General features: G+C 50.0%; 15 protein-coding genes. 7 read left to right on the top strand and 8 right to left on the bottom strand.

Annotation, left to right across the window (positions count from 1 at the left end):
- Positions 1–187 precede the first annotated feature (187 nt).
- Positions 188–1,789: a sensor histidine kinase gene (locus tag EHS89_RS12125; RefSeq protein WP_124926419.1), complete on the bottom strand. Its 1,602-nt coding sequence runs from the start codon at positions 1,787–1,789 to the stop codon at positions 188–190.
- Between the two features lie 331 nt (positions 1,790–2,120).
- On the opposite strand from EHS89_RS12125, the gene EHS89_RS12130 reads away from it, so the two are divergent.
- The 5 genes from EHS89_RS12130 (at position 2,121) to EHS89_RS12150 (ending at position 11,711) form a co-directional block, all read left to right on the top strand.
- Positions 2,121–3,110 (top strand): TAXI family TRAP transporter solute-binding subunit, encoded by a 990-nt coding sequence (locus tag EHS89_RS12130; protein WP_124926420.1) that lies wholly within the window; start codon positions 2,121–2,123, stop codon positions 3,108–3,110.
- 159 nt (positions 3,111–3,269) lie between these two features.
- A complete protein-coding gene (locus EHS89_RS12135) occupies positions 3,270–5,891 on the top strand; it encodes a TRAP transporter permease (RefSeq protein ID WP_124926421.1) in 2,622 nt (873 codons plus the stop codon).
- A 120-nt stretch (positions 5,892–6,011) separates the two neighbouring features.
- The gene (locus tag EHS89_RS12140; protein ID WP_124926422.1) at positions 6,012–6,443 is read left to right on the top strand and encodes a universal stress protein; all 432 of its coding nucleotides are present in this window, start codon (positions 6,012–6,014) and stop codon (positions 6,441–6,443) included.
- Positions 6,444–6,536: 93 nt separating this feature from the next.
- Entirely contained in the window at positions 6,537–11,387 is a 4,851-nt protein-coding gene (locus tag EHS89_RS12145; protein ID WP_124926423.1) for an NAD-glutamate dehydrogenase, read from the top strand.
- A gap of 105 nt (positions 11,388–11,492) precedes the next feature.
- Complete coding sequence (locus tag EHS89_RS12150) at positions 11,493–11,711, top strand: hypothetical protein (RefSeq protein ID WP_124926424.1); 219 nt, start codon at positions 11,493–11,495, stop codon at positions 11,709–11,711.
- Positions 11,712–11,757: 46 nt separating this feature from the next.
- On the opposite strand, the gene EHS89_RS12155 is transcribed toward EHS89_RS12150, so the two are convergent.
- Both EHS89_RS12155 and EHS89_RS12160 read right to left on the bottom strand, forming a co-directional pair.
- Positions 11,758–12,810 carry a response regulator gene (locus EHS89_RS12155; protein WP_124926425.1) on the bottom strand — a complete coding sequence of 351 codons (1,053 nt, stop codon included), beginning with the start codon at positions 12,808–12,810 and terminating at the stop codon, positions 11,758–11,760.
- Positions 12,811–12,870: 60 nt separating this feature from the next.
- Positions 12,871–15,963, bottom strand: coding sequence for an AraC family transcriptional regulator ligand-binding domain-containing protein (locus EHS89_RS12160; RefSeq protein ID WP_124926426.1), 3,093 nt, complete (start codon positions 15,961–15,963; stop codon positions 12,871–12,873).
- Positions 15,964–16,050: 87 nt separating this feature from the next.
- Here EHS89_RS12160 and EHS89_RS12165 point away from each other — a divergent pair, with 87 nt between their 5' ends.
- Complete coding sequence (locus tag EHS89_RS12165; protein ID WP_229753571.1) at positions 16,051–16,824, top strand: substrate-binding periplasmic protein; 774 nt, start codon at positions 16,051–16,053, stop codon at positions 16,822–16,824.
- A 182-nt stretch (positions 16,825–17,006) separates the two neighbouring features.
- Here EHS89_RS12165 and yghU read toward each other — a convergent pair whose 3' ends face one another.
- Together yghU and EHS89_RS12175 are read right to left on the bottom strand one after the other, a co-directional pair.
- A complete protein-coding gene (gene yghU, locus EHS89_RS12170; RefSeq protein WP_211340335.1) occupies positions 17,007–17,861 on the bottom strand; it encodes a glutathione-dependent disulfide-bond oxidoreductase in 855 nt (284 codons plus the stop codon).
- 74 nt (positions 17,862–17,935) lie between these two features.
- A complete protein-coding gene (locus tag EHS89_RS12175; protein WP_124926427.1) occupies positions 17,936–18,610 on the bottom strand; it encodes a haloacid dehalogenase type II in 675 nt (224 codons plus the stop codon).
- 122 nt (positions 18,611–18,732) lie between these two features.
- Between EHS89_RS12175 and EHS89_RS12180 the strand changes: the two genes are divergently transcribed.
- Positions 18,733–19,020, top strand: a complete 288-nt coding sequence (locus EHS89_RS12180; RefSeq protein WP_229753573.1) for a DsbA family protein — start codon at positions 18,733–18,735, stop codon at positions 19,018–19,020.
- Between the two features lie 213 nt (positions 19,021–19,233).
- Here EHS89_RS12180 and EHS89_RS12185 read toward each other — a convergent pair whose 3' ends face one another.
- Genes EHS89_RS12185 through EHS89_RS12195 form a run of 3 tightly spaced genes read right to left on the bottom strand, consistent with a single transcriptional unit; the run spans position 19,234 to position 23,406 of the window.
- Positions 19,234–22,308, bottom strand: coding sequence for an efflux RND transporter permease subunit (locus EHS89_RS12185; protein ID WP_124926428.1), 3,075 nt, complete (start codon positions 22,306–22,308; stop codon positions 19,234–19,236).
- The gene (locus EHS89_RS12190; protein WP_124926429.1) at positions 22,309–23,040 is read right to left on the bottom strand and encodes an efflux RND transporter periplasmic adaptor subunit; all 732 of its coding nucleotides are present in this window, start codon (positions 23,038–23,040) and stop codon (positions 22,309–22,311) included.
- The gene (locus EHS89_RS12195) at positions 23,041–23,406 is read right to left on the bottom strand and encodes an efflux RND transporter periplasmic adaptor subunit (protein WP_124926430.1); all 366 of its coding nucleotides are present in this window, start codon (positions 23,404–23,406) and stop codon (positions 23,041–23,043) included.
- Between the last annotated feature and the right edge of the window lie 68 nt (positions 23,407–23,474).

Here is a 23,474-nt window from a genome sequence, read left to right on the forward strand (position 1 = left end):
GATCTGTATCGTTTTTAATGAGTGATAGTTCCGGAAAGAGGAGCGTTACTGTCTCACTCTCTGGCGAGTTACTTTTACAATCAGTATGTACCTTTCAGGCGAACGCAGGCGGTGTTTTCTCGCCTGACTCCGGCCATTATTAATTAAAGGCACCGCTGGCGGCGCCTCTTCATCCGGGGGGTGAGCGCTATTTCAAAGAGATCGGGTTGCTGGACTGATCGGTATCGTTTTCTGATAATGGCAGCTCAAGAAAGAAATGTGCGCCATTGCTATTCGGCAAAGACTGGATATGCCCGTTAAGTAACTGATTCACCAAATTAAAGGTGATATGCATACCTAAACCACTGCAGCCCTGGTTACGCTTGCTGGTGACAAAAGGCTCGAACAGCTTTTCATGCCAATCCTGCGGGATTCCCACCCCGTTATCGCGGTAATGAATAAGCAACTGCTGATCGGTCAGACTCATTTGAATACTTATTTTTCCGCCTGGCTGGTTTTCAAAACCGTGTAACAGGGAGTTAAGTATCAGGTTGGTAAAGATCTGATAATAGCTACCGGGATAACTATCTAATATCAGGTGATCGGGGCCTTCGATTATCACTTCCGGCTTGCAGCGCTTAAGTCGCGGTTGTAACGACAGTAGTATTTCATCCAGATATTTGATCAGGTCGAACTGACGGCGTTGCTCGCTGGACTGGTCGACCGATACCTGTTTGAAGGCAGTGATAAGCTGATTGGCCCGCTCCAGGTTCTGACAGATCAGTTGGGCGCTCTCGTTAGCCGTATCCGCCATCGGATCATCGGGATGCTGTTGCAATCGAAGTTTGGCCTGATCCGACAGGTAAGAGGCGGCGGTAAAGCCGATACCTATCGGGGTGTTTATCTCGTGGGCAACCCCCGCAACCAGCCCGCCGAGAGCTGCCAGTTTCTTAGATTCAACTAGTTGTTTTTGAGTCGCCTGTAGCTTTTCCAGGGTCTCGTGTAATTCAAGGTTACGCTCTTCCAGCTGTTGGGTCCGGTCGGTTACCCGCTGTTCCAGTTCGGCATTAAGCTGTGCGAGTGAGTCTTCGGCCTGCTGCCTTTTACTGATATCCCGCAACATCGATTCACGCATACTGTTCATGGCATCGACTACCTGACTGATTTCATCGTCCCGGTGTCGTTCTTTGCGTTGCAGTATGAGTGGCAGATCAAGATGGTCGAGTTTTAGCCGGCGGGCATAATCGGCCATAGTGCCCAAGTGTTGGGTTACCAGACGGTGGAAGATGGTCAGGATAAAGATCGAAACCAGAAAGGTTTTGATGCCCTGGGATGCCAGAATAACCAGCACTTTATCGGCGAGCCGTCGATATACCTCATCCAGACCGATAATCAGGGTTAGCTGACCGACTTCAAAGGGGGTGCCGTCACTACTGAGGTGCTCAAGATGGTACTGCCGTTCAACAATCGGGCCGGTTTCAGGCTTATTGCCAGCAACATAGTAATCACCGTACTGAGATGTGATCTCTAAAAAGCGAACATCGGGTAGTTGATGCAGGCCGTTCAGCTGTACCTGTATCTGGGCAGGACTGATCTCCCACAGACTAGTAGACAGACTGTTCAATGAGCTGGCTTCAATTTGTAACAGACGCTCATCGATAGCTGATAGTTCATAGCGGTAATCGAGCCATAGCTGGGTGCCGGTGGCTATCAGGGTAATGGCTGAACTACAGAGCAAGATGGCCGCCAGCAGGCGGATGCCCAAAGGTTTTTGATATCGCAGTTGGTTGATACGCTGGAGCAGAGTCATATTGTTGGTTCTTTATTAAATTCTGCAGATGGAATTGTCTGTTGGCTTTCTATGCTCAATAGCCCTCAATCATAGCGCCAGATGCAAAGCGAGACAGCTTTTTTAGTCTGAAAAATGTGATGTTAATGCGTCTCATAAGGTGTTTGGCACGCTGGGAGGTTTAATTGGCGCGATAGGCGGCCCGGCTGTGGGTTTGTTTAAATTACTTTGTTTCGGTCTCCTGAGAGAAGGAGCAGTAATCGCCGGAAAATATGAAACGACTATTTTCCAGAGATTACTGCTCTCTTCGCTTATGCCCGAGAGGGCAAAATAACGATAACAAGGAAATCTCATGTCTCTGAAGAATAAACTTGCAACCAGCTTACTCTCCTCTGCCGTTGGCCTGACCGCTGCGTTTGGTGCAGGCACTGCCAGCGCACAACAAACCTATGTCACTATCGGTACCGGTGGTCAGACAGGTGTTTACTACGTTGTAGGCCAGTCTATCTGCCGCCTGGTTAACCGTCAGACGGATACTCACGGTATTAAGTGTACTGCTCCTTCGACCGGGGGTTCAGTAGCGAATATCAATGCGATTCGTCAGGGACAGCAGGATCTGGGTATGGCTCAGTCTGACTGGCAGTTCCACGCGATGAACGGTACTAAGCACGATACATTTGTATCCCAGGGCAAGTATGACAACCTGCGCGCGCTCTTCTCTGTACATAACGAGCCGTTCACTGTCGTTGCCCGTGCAGATTCAGGCATTGAAACCTTTGACGATCTGGTCGGTAAGCGGGTTAACCTGAATAACCCTGGTTCAGGTACGCGCGGTACTATGGAAGTGATCATGGCTGAGAAAGGCTGGACCCGTGATTCTTTCAAACTGGCGGCAGAGCTGAAAGCTTCTGAGCAGGCTCAGGCGCTGTGTGATAACAAGATCGATGCGATGATCTACTCCGTTGGCCATCCGTCCGGTGCGATTAAAGAAGCAACTACTTCTTGTGATTCTAAAGTAATCCCTGTTACTGGTAAGGCAATCGAAAAGCTGATCGCTGAAAATGATTACTACGCTGAGGCGTTGATCAAAGGTGGTCTGTATAAAGGCTCTGATAACGATGTAGCAACCTTTGGTAACGCTGCGACTATGGTGAGCTCTGCTGATGTTGATGCCGATACTGTTTATCAGGTGGTTAAAGCTGTATTTGATAACTTTGACCGTTTCAAGCGTCTGCACCCTGCTTTCGCAAACCTGGAACCAAAACAGATGATCTCTGGTGGTCTTTCTGCTCCTCTGCATGAAGGTGCGGTTCGTTACTACAAAGAACAAGGCTGGATGTAATTATAAGCATTTAGTTCTGTATAGAGAGCGTACCTGTATAGGAGGTACGCTCTCTCCGGAGGCTCTGGTTCAGTCTGCACCCAAGGATAGCTGTCTTAATGAGCGATCCGAATGGCTGTACCAGAGGCTCTTTTTTTATACCTGTTTTTTGGAGCCGACATGACAAATACTCATAACAGTCAGGCTGAGGTCGACGAACAAGAACTCCAGGACATGGTCGCGGCTACCGATACTGGTGCCCGAATTCCTGAAGGCTGGCAGGGCAAAATACTGCTTGCTGCAGCACTATTATGGTCACTGTTTCAGCTGTGGATAGCCTCGCCATTACCTTTTTATGACTGGCCGATTATTGGTAGCTTTGGTATTTTCAATGACACCGAAGTACGTGCTATTCATCTGGGTTTTGCAACCTTTCTGGCCTTTACCGCGTATCCCGCTTTAGCCCGTTCACCACGGCATCATATTCCCGCAACGGATATCGCGCTCTGTCTTCTGGGTGCCTTTAGTGCATCTTATATCTTCCTGTTTTACGAGCAGCTTGTAAGCCGTACCGGTCTGCCTAATTCGCAGGACCTGATTGTATCGGTTGTCGGTATTCTGTTGCTGCTGGAAGCGGCCCGCCGTACTCTGGGGCCACCGTTGATGATTGTTGCGATAGTGTTTCTGACCTATTCGCTGGCTGGTCCTTATATGCCAGAAATCATTGCCCATAAAGGCGTTACACTAAAAGAGCTTGTGAACCATCAGTGGCTGACCACTGAAGGCGTTTTTGGTATTGCGCTTGGTGTCTCTTCTAACTTTGTATTCCTGTTTGTACTCTTTGGCGCATTGCTGGATAAAGCCGGTGCGGGTAACTATTTCATACAGGTCGCATTTTCTCTGTTGGGCCACATGCGCGGTGGACCGGCAAAAGCAGCGGTGGTCTCGTCAGGCCTGACCGGCCTTATTTCAGGCTCATCGATTGCCAACGTAGTAACTACCGGTACCTTCACTATTCCGATGATGAAGCGGGTTGGTTTCTCCTCAGAGAAAGCTGGTGCCGTTGAGGTAGCGTCCTCGGTTAACGGTCAGATTATGCCACCGGTTATGGGTGCTGCAGCGTTTCTGATGGTTGAGTATGTGGGTATCTCCTATGTTGAAGTTATTACCCATGCCTTTTTGCCTGCGCTGATCTCCTACATTGCGCTGGTGTATATCGTACACCTCGAAGCATTGAAGCTGGATATGCAGGGCTTGCCTCGCCGTTCAGCGGTTAAGCCATGGCAGATGCGTATTATCGGCATGCTAACGGGTTTTCTGGTCACCGCAGCGATTGCTGCCGGAGTTTACTTCGGTATCGGCTGGATCAAACCGGTATTCGGCACTTATGCAGGAATGGTTATTGCCGCGTTGCTAGGGGTGGTGTATCTATATCTGATTCGCTTCGCCGCTAAGGTACCTGATCTTGCGTTGGATGATCCTAATGCACCGATGCTGCAGTTGCCGGAAGTAGGTCCTACGGTAAAGTCGGGTCTGCATTTCCTGTTGCCGGTTGTTGTACTGGTCTGGTGTTTGATGATCGAGCGTTTGTCACCGGGCCTGTCAGCGTTCTGGGCGACAGTGCTGATGATCATTATTCTGGTGACTCAACGTCCATTACTGGCCTTTTTCCGTGGTCATAGCGACATTGCAGCCCGGCTGCGACAGGGCGCGAATGAGCTGGTTGATGGCCTGATTGTCGGTGCCCGTAACATGATAGGTATCGGTATTGCGACTGCGACTGCCGGTATTATCGTGGGTGCAGTGTCTCAGACCGGGGTTGGTTCAGTGCTGGCTGATCTGGTTGAAATCCTGTCCATGGGTAACTTGCTATTGATGCTAATGCTGACCGCAGTGCTCAGTCTGATTCTGGGTATGGGACTGCCGACGACGGCTAACTATATTGTGGTGTCATCGCTGTTGGCCCCGGTGGTTGTTTCACTGGGTCAGGAATCCGGATTAATAGTGCCGCTGATCGCAGTGCACCTGTTTGTGTTCTATTTCGGCATTATGGCTGACGTAACACCCCCGGTGGGACTTGCCTCGTTTGCGGCGGCTGCGGTGTCTGGCGGTGATCCTATCCGCACCGGTTTTGTGGCGTTTGCATACAGTCTGCGAACTGCGGCACTGCCATTCCTGTTTATCTTTAATACCGACCTGCTGTTAATTGGTGTCACCTGGCTGGAGGGTATTCAGGTATTCATTATCGCGACTATTGCGATACTGATCTTTACCGCTGCGACTCAGGGCTTTTTCATCACCCGCAATCGCTGGTATGAATCCGCTGTGATGCTGTTGATCGCATTCTCGTTGTTCCGCCCGGGTTTCTGGATGGATCGCATCGTCGATCCTTATCAGCAGGTTGCACCGACTGAACTGGTACAGATGGCTGATAATCTGGATCCGGGTACGGTAATGAACTTCTGGATTGATGGTGAAGACGATGTCGGTAATCAGCGCTCCTTCCTGGTGAAACTTGAGCTGGGTGAGGGCGTCACGGGTGCTGATCGTATGGCTGAAACCGGACTTGAGTTACTGACTACCGGTGGCAAGACAATGATTGATTTTGTTGGCTTCGATAGCCCGGCTGAAAAAGCAGGCTTAGCGTTTGATCAGGTTGTGGTGGGTGTTGAAGTCCCTCAGGCACAGCCGGCTAAGCAATTGATCTATATACCAACCTTTATGCTATTGGGGTTGTTGGTCATGCTTCAGCGTCGACGCCGTAAGAGTACTCCAGCTAAAGCTCAGACGGCAGCCTGTTAACTGTGAGTGCTTTGTTTATTTAGTGAGTTCATTTAGTGAGTTTATCTAGTGAGCTCATATAGTGAATGAGGCGCTTACACACCCGATCGACACCGGTCGGGTAATCTCGGGGAATGAGATATGTTTAAAAAAGTATTAGTACCGGTAGATCTGACAGAGCCCGAATTCATTAAGCAGGCGTTGAAACTGGCGTTGCGCGAAGTACGGGATAACGATGCCGAACTGCATCTGATAACCGTTGTACCTGGATTTAGTAACTCCTTTGTAGCCTCTTTTTTTAGCGAAAGTGAGCATAAGAAAGCAGTGACTGAAGTGGCACGGAAGTTTAAAAAGTTTGCTGTGGCAGAGCTACCTGACGAGGTAAAGCCCGTCCTGAAAGTATACGAAGGCTCACCGGCTGAGCTGATAGTCGATTACGTTAAACGTAAGCAGATTGATCTGGTGCTGATGTCTGCCCATCATCGTAATCCGGTTGATGAGTTTTTGCTGGGTTCCGTATCGGCCCGTGTAGCAGAACGGTCGACCTGTTCTGTTTTACTGCTGAAGAATTAAAAGTAACTGATTGAAAAATGACCGGTTACCGGCTTGTTCTGAGTCGGTAATCATTATCCTTAACCCTGACGACAGGTTAAAAATAAACATACCATGACTGACTCACTGTGCGACAACAGTGCACTGCTGTCACCCCTTACCGATCTTCTCCATCAACGTCTGCCGGCTGATCTTGCCGAGCGGGTAAATACCTTTGCCGGATACTATTATCAGACCGCCACCCGTGAGGAGCTCAGCGAGCGTTCGCTGGAAAACCTTTACGGCGCTACTATGTCCTGTTGGCAGTTTTTGCAGGAATTCAGTGCCGGTGAGCCTAAAGTGTATCTCTATAATCCGGATCTTGAGCAGCATGGCTGGCGCGCGCAGCACACGGTAATTGAAATAGTGCAGCGGGATATGCCGTTTCTGGTGGATTCGGTACGGATGGCGTTAAATCGTCATGGCCGGGTTATCCACACAATCCATAATGCGATTATTCATACACAACGGGATAACGGTGGGTTAACCGGATTGCTGACGGCTGATCACTCTGGGGCGCAGGCTGAATCGGTTATCTACTTAGAAGTAGACCGCACCAGTGATGAAACAGAGCTTAAGCAGATACAGACTGAGCTGCTACAGGTACTTGAGCATGTTGATATCTCAGTGTCTGATTATTCAGCTATGCAGCACCGGGCGACTGAGCTACTAGAACAGTTGAATGGCCAGGACCCGGATAGTGAAGAAGCTGCGTTTCTTAGTTGGTTGCTGGATGATCGTTTTACCTTTCTGGGTTATGACGAGATCCGTATCGAAGACGATCAGCTGGTATCGGTGCAGGACAGTGAACTGGGTATTTTCCGCCTCGGTGAAGAGGAGGCTACAGCCAGCTCGCTGAATGGTCTGCGTCAGGCTGAACGGGAGTTCCTGTTTGAACCATCACCGCTGATGTTTGCTAAAGATGCCCGTAACTCTCTGGTGCATCGCCCGGCGTATATTGACCGGATTATTATCAAGCAGTTTGATGCTGAAGGTAATGTTACCGGTAAGTATCGTTTTCATGGTTTGTATACCTCTGCGATGTATTCGGAGCCGCTGGCGTCGATTCCGGTAGTACGCAATAAAGCCCGCGCAGTATTAGAGAAGATCGGTTTTGATCGACGTAGTCATAATGGTAAGCAACTGCTGCAAATTATGAATGATCTGCCCAGGGATGAGCTGTTTCTGGCGACTGAGCAGCAGCTGCTTGAGATAGTGATGGGTATCTTCAGCCTGAATGAGCGGCGTAAAGCCCGGTTGCTGATGCGGGCAGACCGTTGCAACCAGTTTATTACATTCCTCTACTATGTACCGCGGGATATTTTTAATACCGAACTGCGTTTGCAGGTGCAGGAGCTGTTACATAAAGCCACCGGAGCCCTTGAGTCAGAATTTACCACCACCTTTAGTGAATCAGTGTTGGCCCGGGTGCAGTTTATTCTGCGTATCGATCCGGATAATCCGGTCGAGCTGGATCTGAAACGCTTAGAAGATGAAGTTGTTCATATCTCCAGAGACTGGAGTGATGAGCTGCACTCTGCGCTGATGGATGCTTGTGGAGAGGAACAGGGTAATAATCTGTTACACCGTTATCGCTACGGCTTTAACAGCGCCTACCGGGAACATTTCAGTCCGGCCAGTGCGGTCTATGATCTGCAACGTATCGAAGCGCTGAGCGATGCTAACCCGATCAGTATGAGTTTCTACCGGGTGCTGGAGCAGAACGCGGATCTGTTGCGCTTTAAGCTGTTTACCGCTGATCAGCCCCTGATTCTTTCCGATGTTATTCCGGTGCTGGAAAACCTGGGTATGCAGGTGGTGGGCGAACACCCCTATTCGATTCGTGCCAATGATGGGCAGCAGTTCTGGATGCATGATTTTTCTCTGATCTATCAGGGTGCAGAACCGGTTGTATTAGAGCAGGTACAGGAAGTATTCCAGCAGGCGTTTGCCAATATCTGGAACGGTCGGGCAGAAAATGATGAATTCAATCAGCTGGTGATCGGTGCAGGCCTGAACTGGCGTGAAGTGGCGATGCTACGTGCTTACGCCCGTTATAGTCAGCAGATCCGCTTAGGCTTCTCTCAGCCCTATATCGCTGGAACTCTGTTCCGCCATGTTCAGGTTACCCGGTTGTTGGTGGCTCTGTTCCGGGCTCGGTTTGAACCGCAGCGTCAGAGCAGCGAGAAAGTCTCCGCACTGATGGACAGGATTGAGTCCAGCATTCTGGATGCGCTGGATAAGGTGGATAACCTTAACGATGATCAGATCCTGCGCAAATTCCTGGAGCTGATGAAGGCGACTCTGCGTACCAGCTTCTTCCAGTGCGATGCTCAGGGGGAGGCAAAAGACTATTTCTCTTTCAAACTGAGTCCGCGGGATATTGCGGGAATTCCTGAGCCCCGGCCAATGTTTGAAGTGTTTGTTTACTCTGCCCGGGTGGAAGGCGTGCATCTGCGAGGCGGTAAAGTTGCCCGGGGTGGTTTGCGCTGGTCCGACCGTCTGGAAGATTATCGCACCGAAGTGTTGGGGCTGGTTAAAGCTCAGCAGGTAAAAAATTCGGTCATTGTTCCGGTTGGCGCGAAAGGTGGCTTTGTCGCTAAACAGCTGCCGACCAGTGGTGGTCGGGAAGCATGGCTCAATGAAGGCATCGCCAGCTATCGTATCTTTATCAGTGCGTTACTGGATATCACCGACAATTTAGAGGCTGGTGAGGTCGTGCCGCCGATAGATGTGGTACGTCATGATGAAGATGATCCGTATTTTGTGGTAGCGGCGGATAAAGGCACAGCCACCTTCTCAGATATTGCTAACGAAATAGCCGAAAGCCGGGGTTTCTGGTTGGGGGATGCGTTTGCATCCGGCGGCTCCCAGGGGTATGACCATAAGGGGATGGGTATTACCGCAAAAGGTGCCTGGGAGTCGGTCAAGCTACATTTCCGTGAACTGGGACTGGATACCCAGTCGCAGTCTTTCAGTGTTATCGGTGTCGGTGATATGGCGGGCGATGTGTTTGGTAACGGGATGCTGCTGTCAGAGCATATTCAGCTCTGTGCTGCGTTTAACCACCTGCATATCTTTATTGATCCAGAGCCTGAAACAGCGGCCAGCTTTGCAGAGCGTCAGCGGTTATTTGCGCTGCCTCGTTCCAGCTGGGAAGACTACAACGCTGAGCTGATCTCCGCCGGTGGCGGAATTTTTTCCCGGGCGGCCAAGTGGCTGGATATTACCCCCGAAATGAAGACTCGTTTTGATATTCAGGCTGACCGCTTATCACCTAATGACCTGATTCATGCGCTGCTAAAAGCGCCAGTCGATCTGATCTGGAACGGCGGTATCGGTACCTATGTTAAGGCTAGTTATGAAACCCATGCTGAAGTAGGCGATAAAGCCAATGACAGCCTGCGGGTTAATGGTAGTGAACTGCGCTGTAAAGTGTTGGGTGAGGGCGGTAATCTGGGCTTTACACAACAGGGACGGATGGAGTTCTGTGCCAGGGGTGGCAAGTCTAATACTGACTTTATCGATAACGCCGGTGGTGTGGATTGTTCCGACCATGAGGTAAATATCAAGATTCTGCTCAATGAAGTGGTCGCTAATGGTGACCTGACCATGAAGCAGCGGAACAACCTGTTGCGAGAGATGACCGATGAAGTCAGCGAACTGGTACTGCAGAATAACTATGAGCAGGCGCAGGCGATCAGTATTGCGCAGCGTCATGCACAGAAATCTATGGATGAATATATCCGTCTGATTAACCGTCTTGAAACTGATGGGAAACTGGATCGGGAGCTTGAATTTATTCCCTCTGATGAGGCTCTGCAAGAGTTGAAACAGAAAGGAACCGGCTTGACCCGTCCGGAACTGTCGGTGCTTATCTCCTACGCTAAGGCTGAACTGAAAGAGCTGTTAAGTGATTCCTGGGTTACATCAGATAAGTATCTGAGCCGGGAAGTGGTTACTGCTTTTCCTCAGCGGTTAGTACAGGAGCATCCACAGCCGGTTAAAGAGCACCGTTTGCAGCGTGAAATTATTGCGACTCAGCTGGCAAATGGCATGGTTAACACTATGGGTATTACCTTTGCGGAACGGATTACTCAGATTGCCGGTGTCGGCTTTGCTGAAGTCGCTGCTGCCTATGTTATTGCCCGTGATGTGTTCGATATTCCACAGCTTTGGCGTGCAATTGAGGCATTGGATAACCAGGTTGATGCGGCTTTGCAGCAACAGATGATGGCAGACCTCATCCGTATGGCGCGTCGGGCAACATTCTGGTTTCTGCGACAGCAGCGTTCCGCGATGAACGTGGCTGAGGCAGTAGAGCAGTTCCGCCCTGCGGTGACTGAATTGAGAGGATCCTTTGCCGAACTGCTTGAAGGTGAGCCCCGCGAACGCTGGCAACTAAAGCATGATGAACTGGTGACTGCCGGCGTACCAAGTGAGTTGGCAACCGTTGTTGCTGGTGCTGATAGTCTTTATAGCTTGTTAAGTGTGATCCATGTGGCAGAACAGACCGGTCAGTCGTTGCAGATGGTTGCCCGGATTCACTTTGGTTTGGGTGATCGATTGCAGCTGCACTGGTTTGATCATCAGGTTAAAGAGCTGGAGGCACAAAATCACTGGGAATCGATGGCCCGGGATGGCTTCAGGGAAGACCTGACCAGCCATCAACAGGCGATCACATTCAGTGTATTGAGTGGTGCGGTATCAATTGAGCAGCATGCTGAACAATTATCTGAAGCCTGCTCAGCAGAACCTTCCGAAGATCAGGGCGATGCTCTGGTTGAACGTTGGTTTGCCAGTAATGAATTGTTGCTGACTCGCTGGCAGCGTCTGTTAAGTGAAATTCGTACCAGCGCTCAACAGGACTTCGCCATCTTTACCGTGGCAATCAGAGAGCTGTTGGAGCTGGCTCAGGCCAAGTAACTGCAAAGGCTGAGTTATTAAGGCATAAGCAATGGGCATCGCTGTGGCGGTTAACGCCGTCACAGCGATTGATTTACAAACATTTAGTTAAAGATGATAAGCAAAATGAAAGCGTTTAATCCGATCAAACCGATTCAGTGTGTGTTTAAAATTCGGGAAGTCGCCGAAGCCAGCTGGTGGGTGTATCGCTATGAGATGGGCCAGAACGGTACCCTGAAAACGGCCTCCCGGGTGGTTTTCTTTGGTAAAACACTGGCAGCTGCGGAGCAGTGGATTGATACCGTACGCCAGGAGTCCAGTGTTTACCTTCTGTCTGAAAATTAATCTGATCAGTAGCTTTATAGATAACTGGTTTTATAGCTAGCTATGGCTAACGCTTCAGGGGCAGCAGGCAGCGGATGGTGCCCTGTTCGTCGGCTTCCAGCAGGTGGCCGTTGAGCAGCTGACACAAGCGTTTGAGTTGCCGCTGCATATGGCTGTTCCAGGCATTGTTGCTAAAGCGTGGCTGTCCCTGCAGTTGTCCGGCACTGAACAGTAGATGGTTAGGTTGGTCTGCAACCTGCAAGCCAAGCTTCAGATCATGGCCGTCCGCTTGTAGTACCGCCAGTTCGGTTGCTGTCAGCATCAGTTGTTGCAGCAATGCGGGATTAAGGCTGATCTGTCCGGCTAATGAGGGATCAACCCGATAATCGAGCAGCCATCCATCGCGCCGGCTTTGCGGTAGAAAAATATGCAGTATCTGATCCATCATGCTGGCAGGATCTATCGCTTCTTCCGGTTGCTGCGTCGCACTGCTATCGAGTAGTTGAATACTATTATTCAAGCGTTGCTGCCAGGCACTCATATCGGCACACAGATCTTTCGCTATTGGATTCAGGTCAAACTGTTGCAGACGTTCTGTCTGACGCAGTACCGGCTCAACCTGTTGCTTAAGTTGTAACGCAGCTTCAGGCAGTAATTGCTGTTCAGCGCCGGTATCACCGGGCTGTTGAAAGTCCTGCAGTTGAGCATTTCTAATATCCCGATAAGAGCGCAGCGCTACTACGACCGAGGTCAGCAAACGGGATGCTGAGAGTTCGGCCTTACTCAGATAATCATTGATATCGTAGTTAACGATGACTTGTGCTTCGGGGGCGTAACCCGGATGCCCGGTGCGTAGAATAATTCGAATATCGCGGTTATTCAGGTCGTTACGTATATGATCAACTAACTGCAGACCTTCATGATCGGTTTCCATCACCACATCCAACAGTGCCAGGGCAGTATCTGGGTGTTGGGTCAGCAGGTCCCGGGCTTCGGCGCCACTCATCGCACTGATCAACTCTATTGGACGCTGTTCAAATTCATAGCCACGGAAAATCATCCGGGTAATGCCGTGAATGCCTTCTTCGTCGTCTACAACCAGTACTTTCCAGGGTGTCATATGTGTTTGATTCGTCTTAATAATTATTATTAGTTAGGGAGAATACAGATAAAACCATCGTTATTCTGCCAGCAAACTAAGGCTTTGTGCCAGCTGTTTTACCTTTGCATGGGCTTGCCATTGCTGGTGGAATGCCTGCGCCTGCATCAGACAAAACCTGGCCAGACTTGTTTGTCCTTGCGAACCCAGATAGTCCGCATAGCGTTCATGTACTAATGCAAGGTGATAGCCTGGCCCCGATTCAGTTGCCGCCTGAAGTGCCGCTTCATAGTACTGAGCCGGATTGTGGTTATCTAAACGGGCCTGCTCAGCCCTGAGCAGCTGTAGTTGAACACTGAAGTTTTCAGGGCAGTGACGCTGCCAGATTTCCAGTCGGGAGATAGTCTGCTCGACTTTAATTCGATGTCGGTGGCTGATAGCGCCTCGCTGTAATCCCTGAATCTGCCGCATCAGCGCCGTGCAGAACAACATTTCACTGATACAGAAATAGCCCGGAAGCTCATTTTCCAGCAGAGCTTCCCAGCGATACAGTTCAGGCCAGCATTGGCTCTGGTTAAGTAATAGAGCACCAATGATAGTACCTATTGCTTGCCAGCCATCTCGGTACTCTGTTGTGGCAGCCGGGTGTCCTTGTTGTAGCTGATCAAACAGATTAACCATTGAATCTTGTAGCTGGGTTTGCTGATGCAGTAGCTTGCGGCTGGCCAGTTGTTCCAACTGTATTTCGACCCTCTGCCGTTGCTGATCCAGAGGCTCAGTTGAGATGAACCTGAATTGCGCCAGCAGCAGCCAGGCTTCGCTCTGCTGTCGCCATAAACCCTGCTCAGTACAACGTTGCTCGATTAGCTGTAACTGTTCTATCACCTGGGGTAGTGGTGCAAACCAGTGTAAAACCTGTTTGCTTTGTACCAACACTGCGCTACTGGCCAACTCACTATCATCGGACGAAATGAGGGAGTCACTAGTATGCTGACTGTTGAGGCCGCCGAAGCGGTGAGCCAGCTGCATCCCTTGAGCCGAGAAGGTTTGTGCCAGAGAGTAATCGGCGCAGAACCAACCCGCGACCCAGGCATAGCTGGTATAGGCAAAGGCCGTTAATGGCGAACGCCCGTAGCGCAGACTGATCTCTGTCATCCGTCCGATTGCACAGGCCGCCAGTAGTGGTTCACTGAGTTGACGGGCCAGCAGGCTGATCTGTTCAAGCAAGCGTAGCTGGGTGTAAAGCTTATCAAAGCGTTTACCAGCCATGGCGGTCAGGGTTTGTGCATTGAAGTGCTGGCTGATATAGCCGAACTGTTCCAGTAACAGTTTAAGCTGCGCCTGGTTATTTCGGGGCAGACAATGATCTTGTTGGGCAAGCTGCACGAGCAGGCATTCAAGTGCTTCGGACAGATTACCCTGCTGCTGCATCAGATAAGCGCTGAGCAGTGCTTTTTTACCCTGCTCCGTAGCTGATAGCGTTAGTGAGCCCAACGCAGTCAGTGATCTGTCCATGGCAAACAGTTCGCCGGCTTGTAGCTGTAGCTCAGCGCTACGTAGTAGTAACCCGGATTGTTGTTCAGGCAGGCAGGCAGGATTCTCTGCAGCTAACTGCATATACCGGCTGGCTAGCGGATAATCCTGTTGCTGACTGGCCAGTTCAGCAGCCCGGATACTCAATCGCTGGTATTGACGATCTAAATCAGGATCATCGGTCAGTTGCAGGTGCTGCAGTACATTTTCCAGTTCAGCCAATGCAGCTGAATCAGACAGTGTCGTTAGTAGCGCAACACTGTAGTCATGATGGAGTTGCTGCTGTTCAGTTTGACTCAATTGCTGGTAAATGAAGTCTTGTATACCGGCGTTAGCGAAATGGAATGCGGTCTGCTCAGCACTTTGTTTATCGCGAATGATCAGACCGGCACGCTCAGCAGGCCAGAAGTGAATTGCCAGCCGGGCTACCGGATTATGGGTAATCAGTGCGAGCAGATTTAGATCAAAGTACATACCCGCAGCACTGGCGCAGTCCAGTAGTTCCCGGCCAAATACACTTAGACTAGACAGGTGCTGTTGCAGTATCTGATTCCGGTTATCAGCCTGTAACCAGTGTTGATCGGCGCTTGGTAGTGTGGACTGCTGAACGCTTTCCAGGTTGGCAGGCCGGATCTGCTGTCGATATTCGCTGGGCGGGATGGTCATCCAGCGCTTGAAGGCTTTTTGAAAAGCAGACTGATTGGAAAACCCCAGCTGGAATGCTATTTCACCGAAACTTAGCTGGCCTTTCTGGATCAACTGCAGGCAGAGCTCGCGCCGGGTCTGGTCATAAATATCCTGAAAACTGGTACCCAGAATGCCAAGCTTACGTTGCAGTGTTCGCAGACTGAGGCCTAGCTCGCTGGCCACCTGATCACGTCGGATTGAACCGGCTCCCTGGCTGAGTTGCTGGCGAATCAGGTTACGGGTTTGTGCAATGAGTGCACCTTGTTGGGTGCTTTTGCTCAGTAGGGAGTCGGCAAACTCCCGGTGTAACTGATGCATTTCAGCGTTAGCATCGGTACATAGCAGATTCAGGTAATCGCTACTCAAGAGTAGTTGATTACGGGGGGCGTCAAACTCAACTTCGGCGGCAAAAAACTGCTGAAACGGCTGAGTACTGTCTGGCTCAGGTCGGGAAAGCCTGATCGCGATGGCCGGTATCTGGTGACCGGTCAGCCAGCGAGGCCAGTTATTAAGGCAGGCCATCAGGTATTCGATAACCTGTGGTGAATTCTGATTCAGTTCAAGGCTAAACTGAGCTCCTTCCAGGGTATGCTCAAGTTCCAGAACCGCACCTTCAAACAGCAGGGGAAAGTAATCAATCAGTGCCTCAAATGCCTGCTCCAGTGTTGCTGCGGTGGACATCAGGAAGCCGATTGAGCCCAGCATACGGGGTTGAGTAACCTCACCAAGGTTGAGAGCAATCAGCGGGTTTTGTCCGGCGTCTGCCAGTGTTTTTAGTACCTGAGGAAAGTTGTCTGCCGGAAAACGTGCACCAGGTTTGGTAAACTCATCTTCAGACAGCCCTGCCGCCTGCAACAGCTCGGTATGTAATTCCTGACCACTATGTTGATGAAAGTGGCGGGCCAGCTGTAATACCGGCTCCATTAGCATGGCAGATGCGGTGGCTATAGGCATAATGATAAGCAGCAGGTTTTATCTGAAAATGGCATGTAAGGATTAATTAATAAAAGTGTGTATAGATTGAACAGTAGCATAAAAAGATTGAGAAAAACCTCCTTGCGTGCCATTGGTTGTTTGGCCCGGTATTGGTTGATGATCTGCGCCGGTGTTTGGATCGGTTTGCCTGCTGGTGCTGTCAATGCAGAAACGCTGCGGGTGGGGATGCCGCTACCTGGACAGATCCCCTTTTTCTGGCGTGATGACAGTGGCCGGTATCAGGGTATCTACGCTGATACTCTAAGGGCGGTAGCGGCAGAGACGGGGATTGAATTCGAGTTTATTGCTCTATCCCAGGCCCGGTTAAGGCGTCACTTTATTGGCCAGGAGATTGATATTGAGGTGGGGGTTTCTACCAATCTTGTTGAGCCCGAGCCGCTGCAGCAAGCTTCGCTTTATAGCCGTCCGTTTGGCATTGCCAATGAGGTAATTATTTATAGCCCCGAACTGTCTTTTCCGGTGTTTATTCTGAATGACCTGAAAGGGATCAGGGTGGCGACAGTGAGGGGAACTGCGGTACCTGATTCATTGATCAGAGAAGATTTTTCGAATGCCTGGCAGATTGCTCAGCGAGTACATCGGGGTTGGAACAAGATAGGTTTGATGAAAGAGGCAATCGCCATTCATTATCAGCGGGATGAACACCTGAATTATCAGATATCACTGCCTTATAGCAGTAATCCTGTGCATATTCGTTTGCACCGCTCCCGTCAGCCTTTTTTGGCGCAGATAAACCAGAGCCTTAAACTGTTAGAAGAGCGGGGTACTCTGGATCAGATTGTTTGTAAGTATCTTTGTGGTCAGCCGGCTACGGAGTAAATTTCGGGTTTAGCTGAGTCCTATACGTATTTGTATGTTGAACGAACTTAATTGGATGAGTTCAGTTAGAAGAATAGGGCAGTGAGGCATAAATGGCTGACTGCCCAGCGGATAAACTGAGTTGTTATCAGGCTTCAGTTTTAAGGCCTAAGTTTTAGAGATTAGGCTTCAGGACTTTAATTTCAGGGCTTTAACTTCAGTACATTATCTATATCGGAAGCGGAGTGCCTTTCAGGCAGTTGTTGCCAGGGCTCGCCCCAGGTTTTATTGACGATATTGCCCCGTTGTACCGCCGGACGCTGCCAGAGCTGTTCGGCCCAACGCTGTACATGGCTGTAGCTTTGTACATTGAGGAATTCTCCAGCATCGTAAATAAGTCCACGTACCAGATTGCCATACCAGGGCCAGATAGCCATATCGGCAATACTGTATTGTTCGCCAGCGATAAACTCATTAGCAGCCAGTTGTTGATTTAACAGATCTAGCTGACGTTTGGTCTCCATGGCAAAACGATTGATCGGGTACTCAAATTTTTCCGGGGCGTAGCTGTAGAAGTGGCCAAAGCCGCCGCCTAAATAGGGTGCTGAGCCCTGGAGCCAGAACAACCAGTTCATTACCTCAGTGCGCTCAGAAAGTGTTGCAGGTAAAAAGTGGCCGAATTTTTCAGCCAGATAAAGCAGTATTGCTCCGGATTCGAACACTCTGATTTCCTGATCGTCTGAACAGTCCAGCAGGGCGGGGATTTTAGAGTTGGGGTTGATACCGACAAAACCACTGGAGAACTGGTCGCCGTCACCGATTTTTATCAGATGAGCATCGTATTCTGCGCCTGATTCGCCAGCCGCTAAAAGTTCTTCAAGCATGATGGTGACTTTCTGGCCATTCGGCGTCGCTAAAGAGTGAAGTTGCAAGGGATGCTTGCCTACCGGCAGTGCTTTTTCATGTGTCGCGCCGGCCGTTGGTCGGTTAAGTTTTGACCAGGTGCCGCCGCTTTCACTATCAAAGGTCCAGACTTTAGGGGGTTGGTATTCGCTCATTATCGCCTCTTCAGACAGTTGGTACCGCTGTCTCTGTAAGTTGTAACAGACAAACAATTAAATTTTTATGTATCTTAAAAATCGGTGAGTTGTTCACTGAATTCGATCAGATCGTTAACCACCAGATCGGGTTCGATATCCCAAGGGTCAAATATTTTCGCCGGGTCTCTCTGTATCCAGGCGGCTTTTAAACCCGCCGCTTTAGCACCAATAACATCCCAGGGATTACCGGATACCATCCAGCAGTTATCGACAGTGGAGCCGGTTGTCTCCATCAGATACTGGTACACCCGAGGACTGGGTTTATAGATACGGATGTCATCGACACTGATCACATCATCCAGCAGGGGTAATACACCGGCATTGCCCATGAGAGTATGTACTGCCGCTTCCGGGCCGTTAGAGAATGCAGCCAGAGTATGGCCCTGCTGCTTTAAACTCTTAAGCCCCGGGACTACATCGTTGAATGCCGCCAGATTGGCAAACTCAGCCATCAGGGCTTGCTGTGCCTGTTCTGACAGATCGATTTTAAAAACCTTCATACAATATCGCAGGGCTTGAAGCGTACATACGCTGAAATCCTGATACTGCTGCATCAGGCTCCGGCGAAATGCGTATTCAACTTTTTTCTCGTGCCATAACTGGCCAAATTCTTTAGCCTGATCGCCTATCAGGGCTTCCAGATGGGTACCCATTTCAACCGGGTCCACTAAGGTTCCATAGACATCAAAACCAATAGTTTGTGGCATGGCACTATCCTTTTTCAGGCTGTATCAGAGCTATTAATTTGCTATAGCAGCTGTTTTTTGCCAATAAGTTCAGGCTATAAATTTATATTCAGATTAATCGATAACTCTGTTAATAGCTTGTTATGTCCAGGAAACCGTACTGGCAGCTCCATAACCAGCCTAAATCCGCCTGGACGGACGGAAAAGATCTTTCATCGGCTGACGTTATATCTGAGGTGCTGAGTGACGCAGGTTTTGATGCCGCTCTGGTGATGGAAGCGATGTCACTACCCGAGAACAAGCAAGCATTGATTCAGGCTACCCTGGAAGCAGCAGAGCGAGGTGTATTTGGCGCTCCGACTATGTTTGTCGATGATGAAATTTACTTCGGTCAGGATCGACTGGATTGGGTTGAAAGAGCGCTTACATGACAATTTGATCCTGTTTTAAGCGTACTTTTCCTGGCGTAGCAGAGGCCGCTGCAGAGCTGTGCGGTCTGGCTATCTTCCACAGCGGTCATAAAACACCCTGATCTCTTATAATCAACACGGATGGGCTTTTCGTGGGGTAGTGCTCATCTTGCGAACAGAGTTATCCACAGGTTTTGGGGGCAAGTATCTGAGCCAGATACCTGCCCTTTTTAACTACTGTTGTATCTGTGGCTGATAAGGGATCCGGTATAGCAGGGTGAAGAGCACTGGCACCACGATTAGTGTCAGAATAGTAGCAAAGCCCAGTCCGAACATAATAGTGACCGCCATTGATTCAAAAAAGGCGTCAAACAGTAACGGGATCATACCCAGAATCGTGGTGATAGCCGCCATGGCTACCGGTCGAACCCGGCTCACTGCAGAGTGAAATACTGCCAGATAAGGGTCTTTACCCTGGGATAGCTCGAGATTTATCTGATCGACCAATACAATCCCGTTTTTAATTAGCATCCCGGACAAACTGAGTAGCCCTAACAGCGCCATGAAACTGAAGGGGGCGCCCATGACCAGCAAGCCGAAAGAGACTCCGATGACTGCCAAGGGAACGGTGGCCCAGATAACTAGGGGAGCCCGGACTGAATTAAACAACAGTACGGTAATGATAAACATACCCAGATAGCCCAGCGGCAGTCCGCCAAACAGTGCTGCCTGAGCATCTCTTGAGGACTCGTATTCACCACCCCACTCCAGCTTATATCCGGGGGGGAGCGGGATCGCTTCAATGCCCGGTTTTATCCGGCTAAACAGAGTTGCAGCGGTCTCATCACCTAAGACATCGTGATCGGCCATTACGGTGATAGTACGCTTACGGTCACGACGCAGAATCAACGAGTCTTCCCAGTCGGTATCAAAACCGGTGGTTACTTGTGTAATAGGCACATAGTCGTTAGCCGCCTGACTATAGATCTGCAGTTCAGGCAGGCTATCGATAGTCAGGCGTTCTGCCTGAGGTGGCCGGGCGATGATCGGTAGTAGCTGAGTACCTTCCCGATAGAGGCCGACCTGTTGGCCTGAGAAGGTAGTCAGTAACAGTTGATCAAGGTCCTGTTTGCTGATGCCGACCCTGCGCCCCATCGCTTCATTGAACTGTGGACGAATAACTTTACTGCGCTGGCGCCAGTCGTGACGAATATTATGTGCCCCGGCATCTGCCTGTAGAACCGCAATCGCCTGGCCGGCCAGCTGACGAAGCTGGTCAGGATCAGGGCCGGTAAAGCGGGCTTCGATTTTGGCATCAGTAGAGGGGCCGATCTCCATGCGCTTCACTTTAAACTGCGCCTGAGGATAGTTACCTATCATATGATCGCGCAGATCAGCCATAACGCCGGGTAATGAATCCCGGTCCTGCACCCGGATAATCAGCTGACCAAAAGCGGCATAGGATTTTTCCGGAGCATAGGTCAGCATGAAGCGAGGTGCACCCCGGCCGGTGGTGGTGGTCACCTGCTCCACCCGTTCCTGTTGCATCAGGTAGCTTTGGATAGATTCAATATCTTTCTGGGTTTCACGAATATCTGAGCCCTGATAACGCCAGTAATCCAGATAGAACATCGGTGTGTTTGAGGGAGGGAAAAAAGATTGTTTAACCTGGCTAAAGCCTGCGATAGCCGCAACAAACAGCAGCACCATCATGATCATTGTCAGGACACGAAAACGCATACAAAAGTTAAGCAACGCTTTGTAGAAGGTAAAAATTGCACCTTTATAGAGAGCGGCATCAGCTTCATCTTCATTACTGACCTGAGTGTTTTCTTTGAACATAAGATCGGCAAAAAAAGGCGTCAGGGTAATGGCGGTAACCCAGCTGAGGAGCAGGGAGATAAGCAGCACCCAGAACAGGCTGCCAGCGAACTCACCGGTAGCATCAGCCGAGAGGCCGATAGGTGCAAACGCGGTGATAGCGATGACGGTAGCACCTAGCAGCGGCAAGTTTGTCTGACGGGTGATATCCAGCGCAGCCTGAAGCTTTGTCTGGCCTTTTTTCAGGCCGATCAATATCCCTTCGGTGATAACGATAGCGTTATCGACCAGCATACCCAGTGCGATGATCAGTGCGCCCAGCGAGATGCGTTGCAGATCGATGGCAAATAGCTTCATAAAGATAAAGCTGCCTAATACCGTTAACAGCAGGATCAGACCGATTAAGATGCCGCTTTTAAGCCCCATGAATATCAGCAGTACGGCAATTACGATAGCGACAGCTTCGGCCAGACTTAGCATAAAGCCCTGCATCGACTTATCAACTTCTGCTGGCTGGTTATACACACTACTGACTTCCATGCCGATGGGCCGAACATACTCGAGCTCAGCCATGCGTTGTTCTACCGCCTGACCGATCTCGACAACATTGACCCCCGAGCTGAACGAGATGCCCAGTAGTAATGCCTGATGGTTGTTGTAGTTAATAATATTCTGCGGTACTTCAGCATAGGCGCGACTGATCTCGGCAACATCACCCAGATAGACCAGTTGCGAAGTGCCTGAATTTGAAACCAGTAATCCTTCTAATTCTTTGACACTGTTAAATTCGCCGGATGGGTGTAAACGGATGTATTCACTATCAACTTTCACACTACCGGAATTAGATACCTGATTCTGGGTTTGAAGTAGCTGATAGATTCGTTCTGCCGGAATTCCCAGTGCAGAGAGTTTATTTCGGGCGATCTCAACGACGACCTGGGCCTGCTGCTCACCAGCAACGGTTACTTTGCCAACGCCTTTGATCAGCACCAGTTCACGACGCAGATAGTCTACATAGTCTTTCAGTTCTTCGTAGGAGTAACCATCGCCATTGATCGCCAGCAGGACGCCATACACATCACCAAATTCGTCGATAACCCGGGGCTTCATAGTGCCGGGAGGTAACTGGGCTTCAAGATCATTGACCTTACGGCGCAACTCATCCCAGATCTGTTGCAGATCATCTTTACGGTAAGTGCCTTTCATCTCGATAATGATTTGTGACATTCCGGCAGAGGATATCGAGGTCACAAAATCAACGTATGGGAGTTGTTGTAGCGCATTTTCCAGAGGGTAGGTAACTTCCTCCTCAACCTGGGTTGGGGCCGCACCGGGATAGGCGGTGGTAATCATCGCCATCTTCAGGGTGAATGCAGGGTCTTCAAGACGACCCAGACCGTTGTAAGAGATGATACCGCCAACAAGCAGCAACAGTGCAAACATCCAGCTGGTAACCGGACGTTTAATCGAGTATTCGGTCAGTTTCATTTACAGACCCTCTTCCCGATTCCAGGGGCGAACCTGCTGACCTTCTGTCAGGAAACCAGCACCCACCGCAATAACCTGATCGCCGGGCTCAATACCACTCAGGACTTCGATACCCTGCTGCTTAATTTCGCCGACAGTGACTTCCAACCGATGAACCCGTTGGGTTTGCGGATCAAATTTCCAAATATAGCGGGTACTGTCTGACAGGGGTTCGCCTTCAGCAGCAAAGACTGCGCCGACAGGTAACATTAAGCGGGTATTGCTCAGATCAGTGACTTTAGACAGATCGATACTGATGCTGGCTGCCATCCCTGGTAGTACATTAAATGATTCAGGGGTGGGTAGGGAAAACACGACTTTATAGGTCAGGGTCGAGGGATCTGCCTGGGTATCCCACTCTTTTACACTGACCAGAAAACGTTGGCCAGGATGGGAATCAAATACCACGGTTGGTTGATAGCCGGTGTCTTTCTTTATCCGCGAAACAATGTTCTCAGGCATCTGGATTGAAATATCAATCTGATCCCGGGTTTGTAGCAAAAGCACGGTTTGCTTGGCCTGAATGTTCTCATATTTTTCCACCATTAACTTAGCCACGCTGCCGGTAAAGGGGGCACGCAGGTAGGTGTATTCCAGGTCAGTTTTAGCCACATTAAATGATGCTTGGGCGACTTTCAGTTCGGCGCGGGCTTCATCAAATTTAGACTGCGATATCAGCTTACGGGCGAGTATCTATTTGGCTCGTTCAAATTGAGATCTGGCCAGTTCATAACGGGCCTGGCGGTCGTCCAGATTCAGCTTGAAGTCTTTAGGGTCCAGTCGTGCCAGAATCTGCCCCTGCTCGACTTCACTACCGGGTCTGACTAACAGCTCAGTAATCTGACCGCTGACTCTGAAAGCCAGTTTTGAATCGGCATTGGCTTCTACTTCTGCAGGAAAGCTGCGCACTGCAGATAAAGTTGGATCAGTGACCTGAAAGATTTTAGCCGGACGAATAACCTCCGCTGTTGAGGCCTGATCGCTGTTGTCACTACAGCCGACCAGAACGAATAGCATCGCCAGAATAGAAAACTGAAATGGCCGATAGAAAACGTGCATGGCAAACCTCGGTAGATGTTTTATCTGTATTAAATCGGATAGTGATTTATAAAAATTGGACTGAAATA

This window comes from Amphritea balenae, from assembly GCF_003858655.1.
In the GTDB taxonomy this organism is placed as follows: Bacteria; Pseudomonadota; Gammaproteobacteria; order Pseudomonadales; family Balneatricaceae; genus Amphritea; species Amphritea balenae.

Coding starts and splice junctions, on each gene's coding strand:
- EHS89_RS12130 (WP_124926420.1), top strand. CDS start 2,121: ATGTCTCTGAAGAATAAACTTGCAACCAGCTTACTCTCCTCTGCCGTT.
- EHS89_RS12150 (WP_124926424.1), top strand. CDS start 11,493: ATGAAAGCGTTTAATCCGATCAAACCGATTCAGTGTGTGTTTAAAATT.
- yghU (WP_211340335.1), bottom strand. CDS start 17,861: ATGAGCGAATACCAACCCCCTAAAGTCTGGACCTTTGATAGTGAAAGC.
- EHS89_RS12135 (WP_124926421.1), top strand. CDS start 3,270: ATGACAAATACTCATAACAGTCAGGCTGAGGTCGACGAACAAGAACTC.
- EHS89_RS12155 (WP_124926425.1), bottom strand. CDS start 12,810: ATGACACCCTGGAAAGTACTGGTTGTAGACGACGAAGAAGGCATTCAC.
- EHS89_RS12180 (WP_229753573.1), top strand. CDS start 18,733: ATGTCCAGGAAACCGTACTGGCAGCTCCATAACCAGCCTAAATCCGCC.
- EHS89_RS12140 (WP_124926422.1), top strand. CDS start 6,012: ATGTTTAAAAAAGTATTAGTACCGGTAGATCTGACAGAGCCCGAATTC.
- EHS89_RS12160 (WP_124926426.1), bottom strand. CDS start 15,963: ATGCCTATAGCCACCGCATCTGCCATGCTAATGGAGCCGGTATTACAG.
- EHS89_RS12145 (WP_124926423.1), top strand. CDS start 6,537: ATGACTGACTCACTGTGCGACAACAGTGCACTGCTGTCACCCCTTACC.
- EHS89_RS12175 (WP_124926427.1), bottom strand. CDS start 18,610: ATGCCACAAACTATTGGTTTTGATGTCTATGGAACCTTAGTGGACCCG.
- EHS89_RS12185 (WP_124926428.1), bottom strand. CDS start 22,308: ATGAAACTGACCGAATACTCGATTAAACGTCCGGTTACCAGCTGGATG.
- EHS89_RS12195 (WP_124926430.1), bottom strand. CDS start 23,406: ATGCACGTTTTCTATCGGCCATTTCAGTTTTCTATTCTGGCGATGCTA.
- EHS89_RS12125 (WP_124926419.1), bottom strand. CDS start 1,789: ATGACTCTGCTCCAGCGTATCAACCAACTGCGATATCAAAAACCTTTG.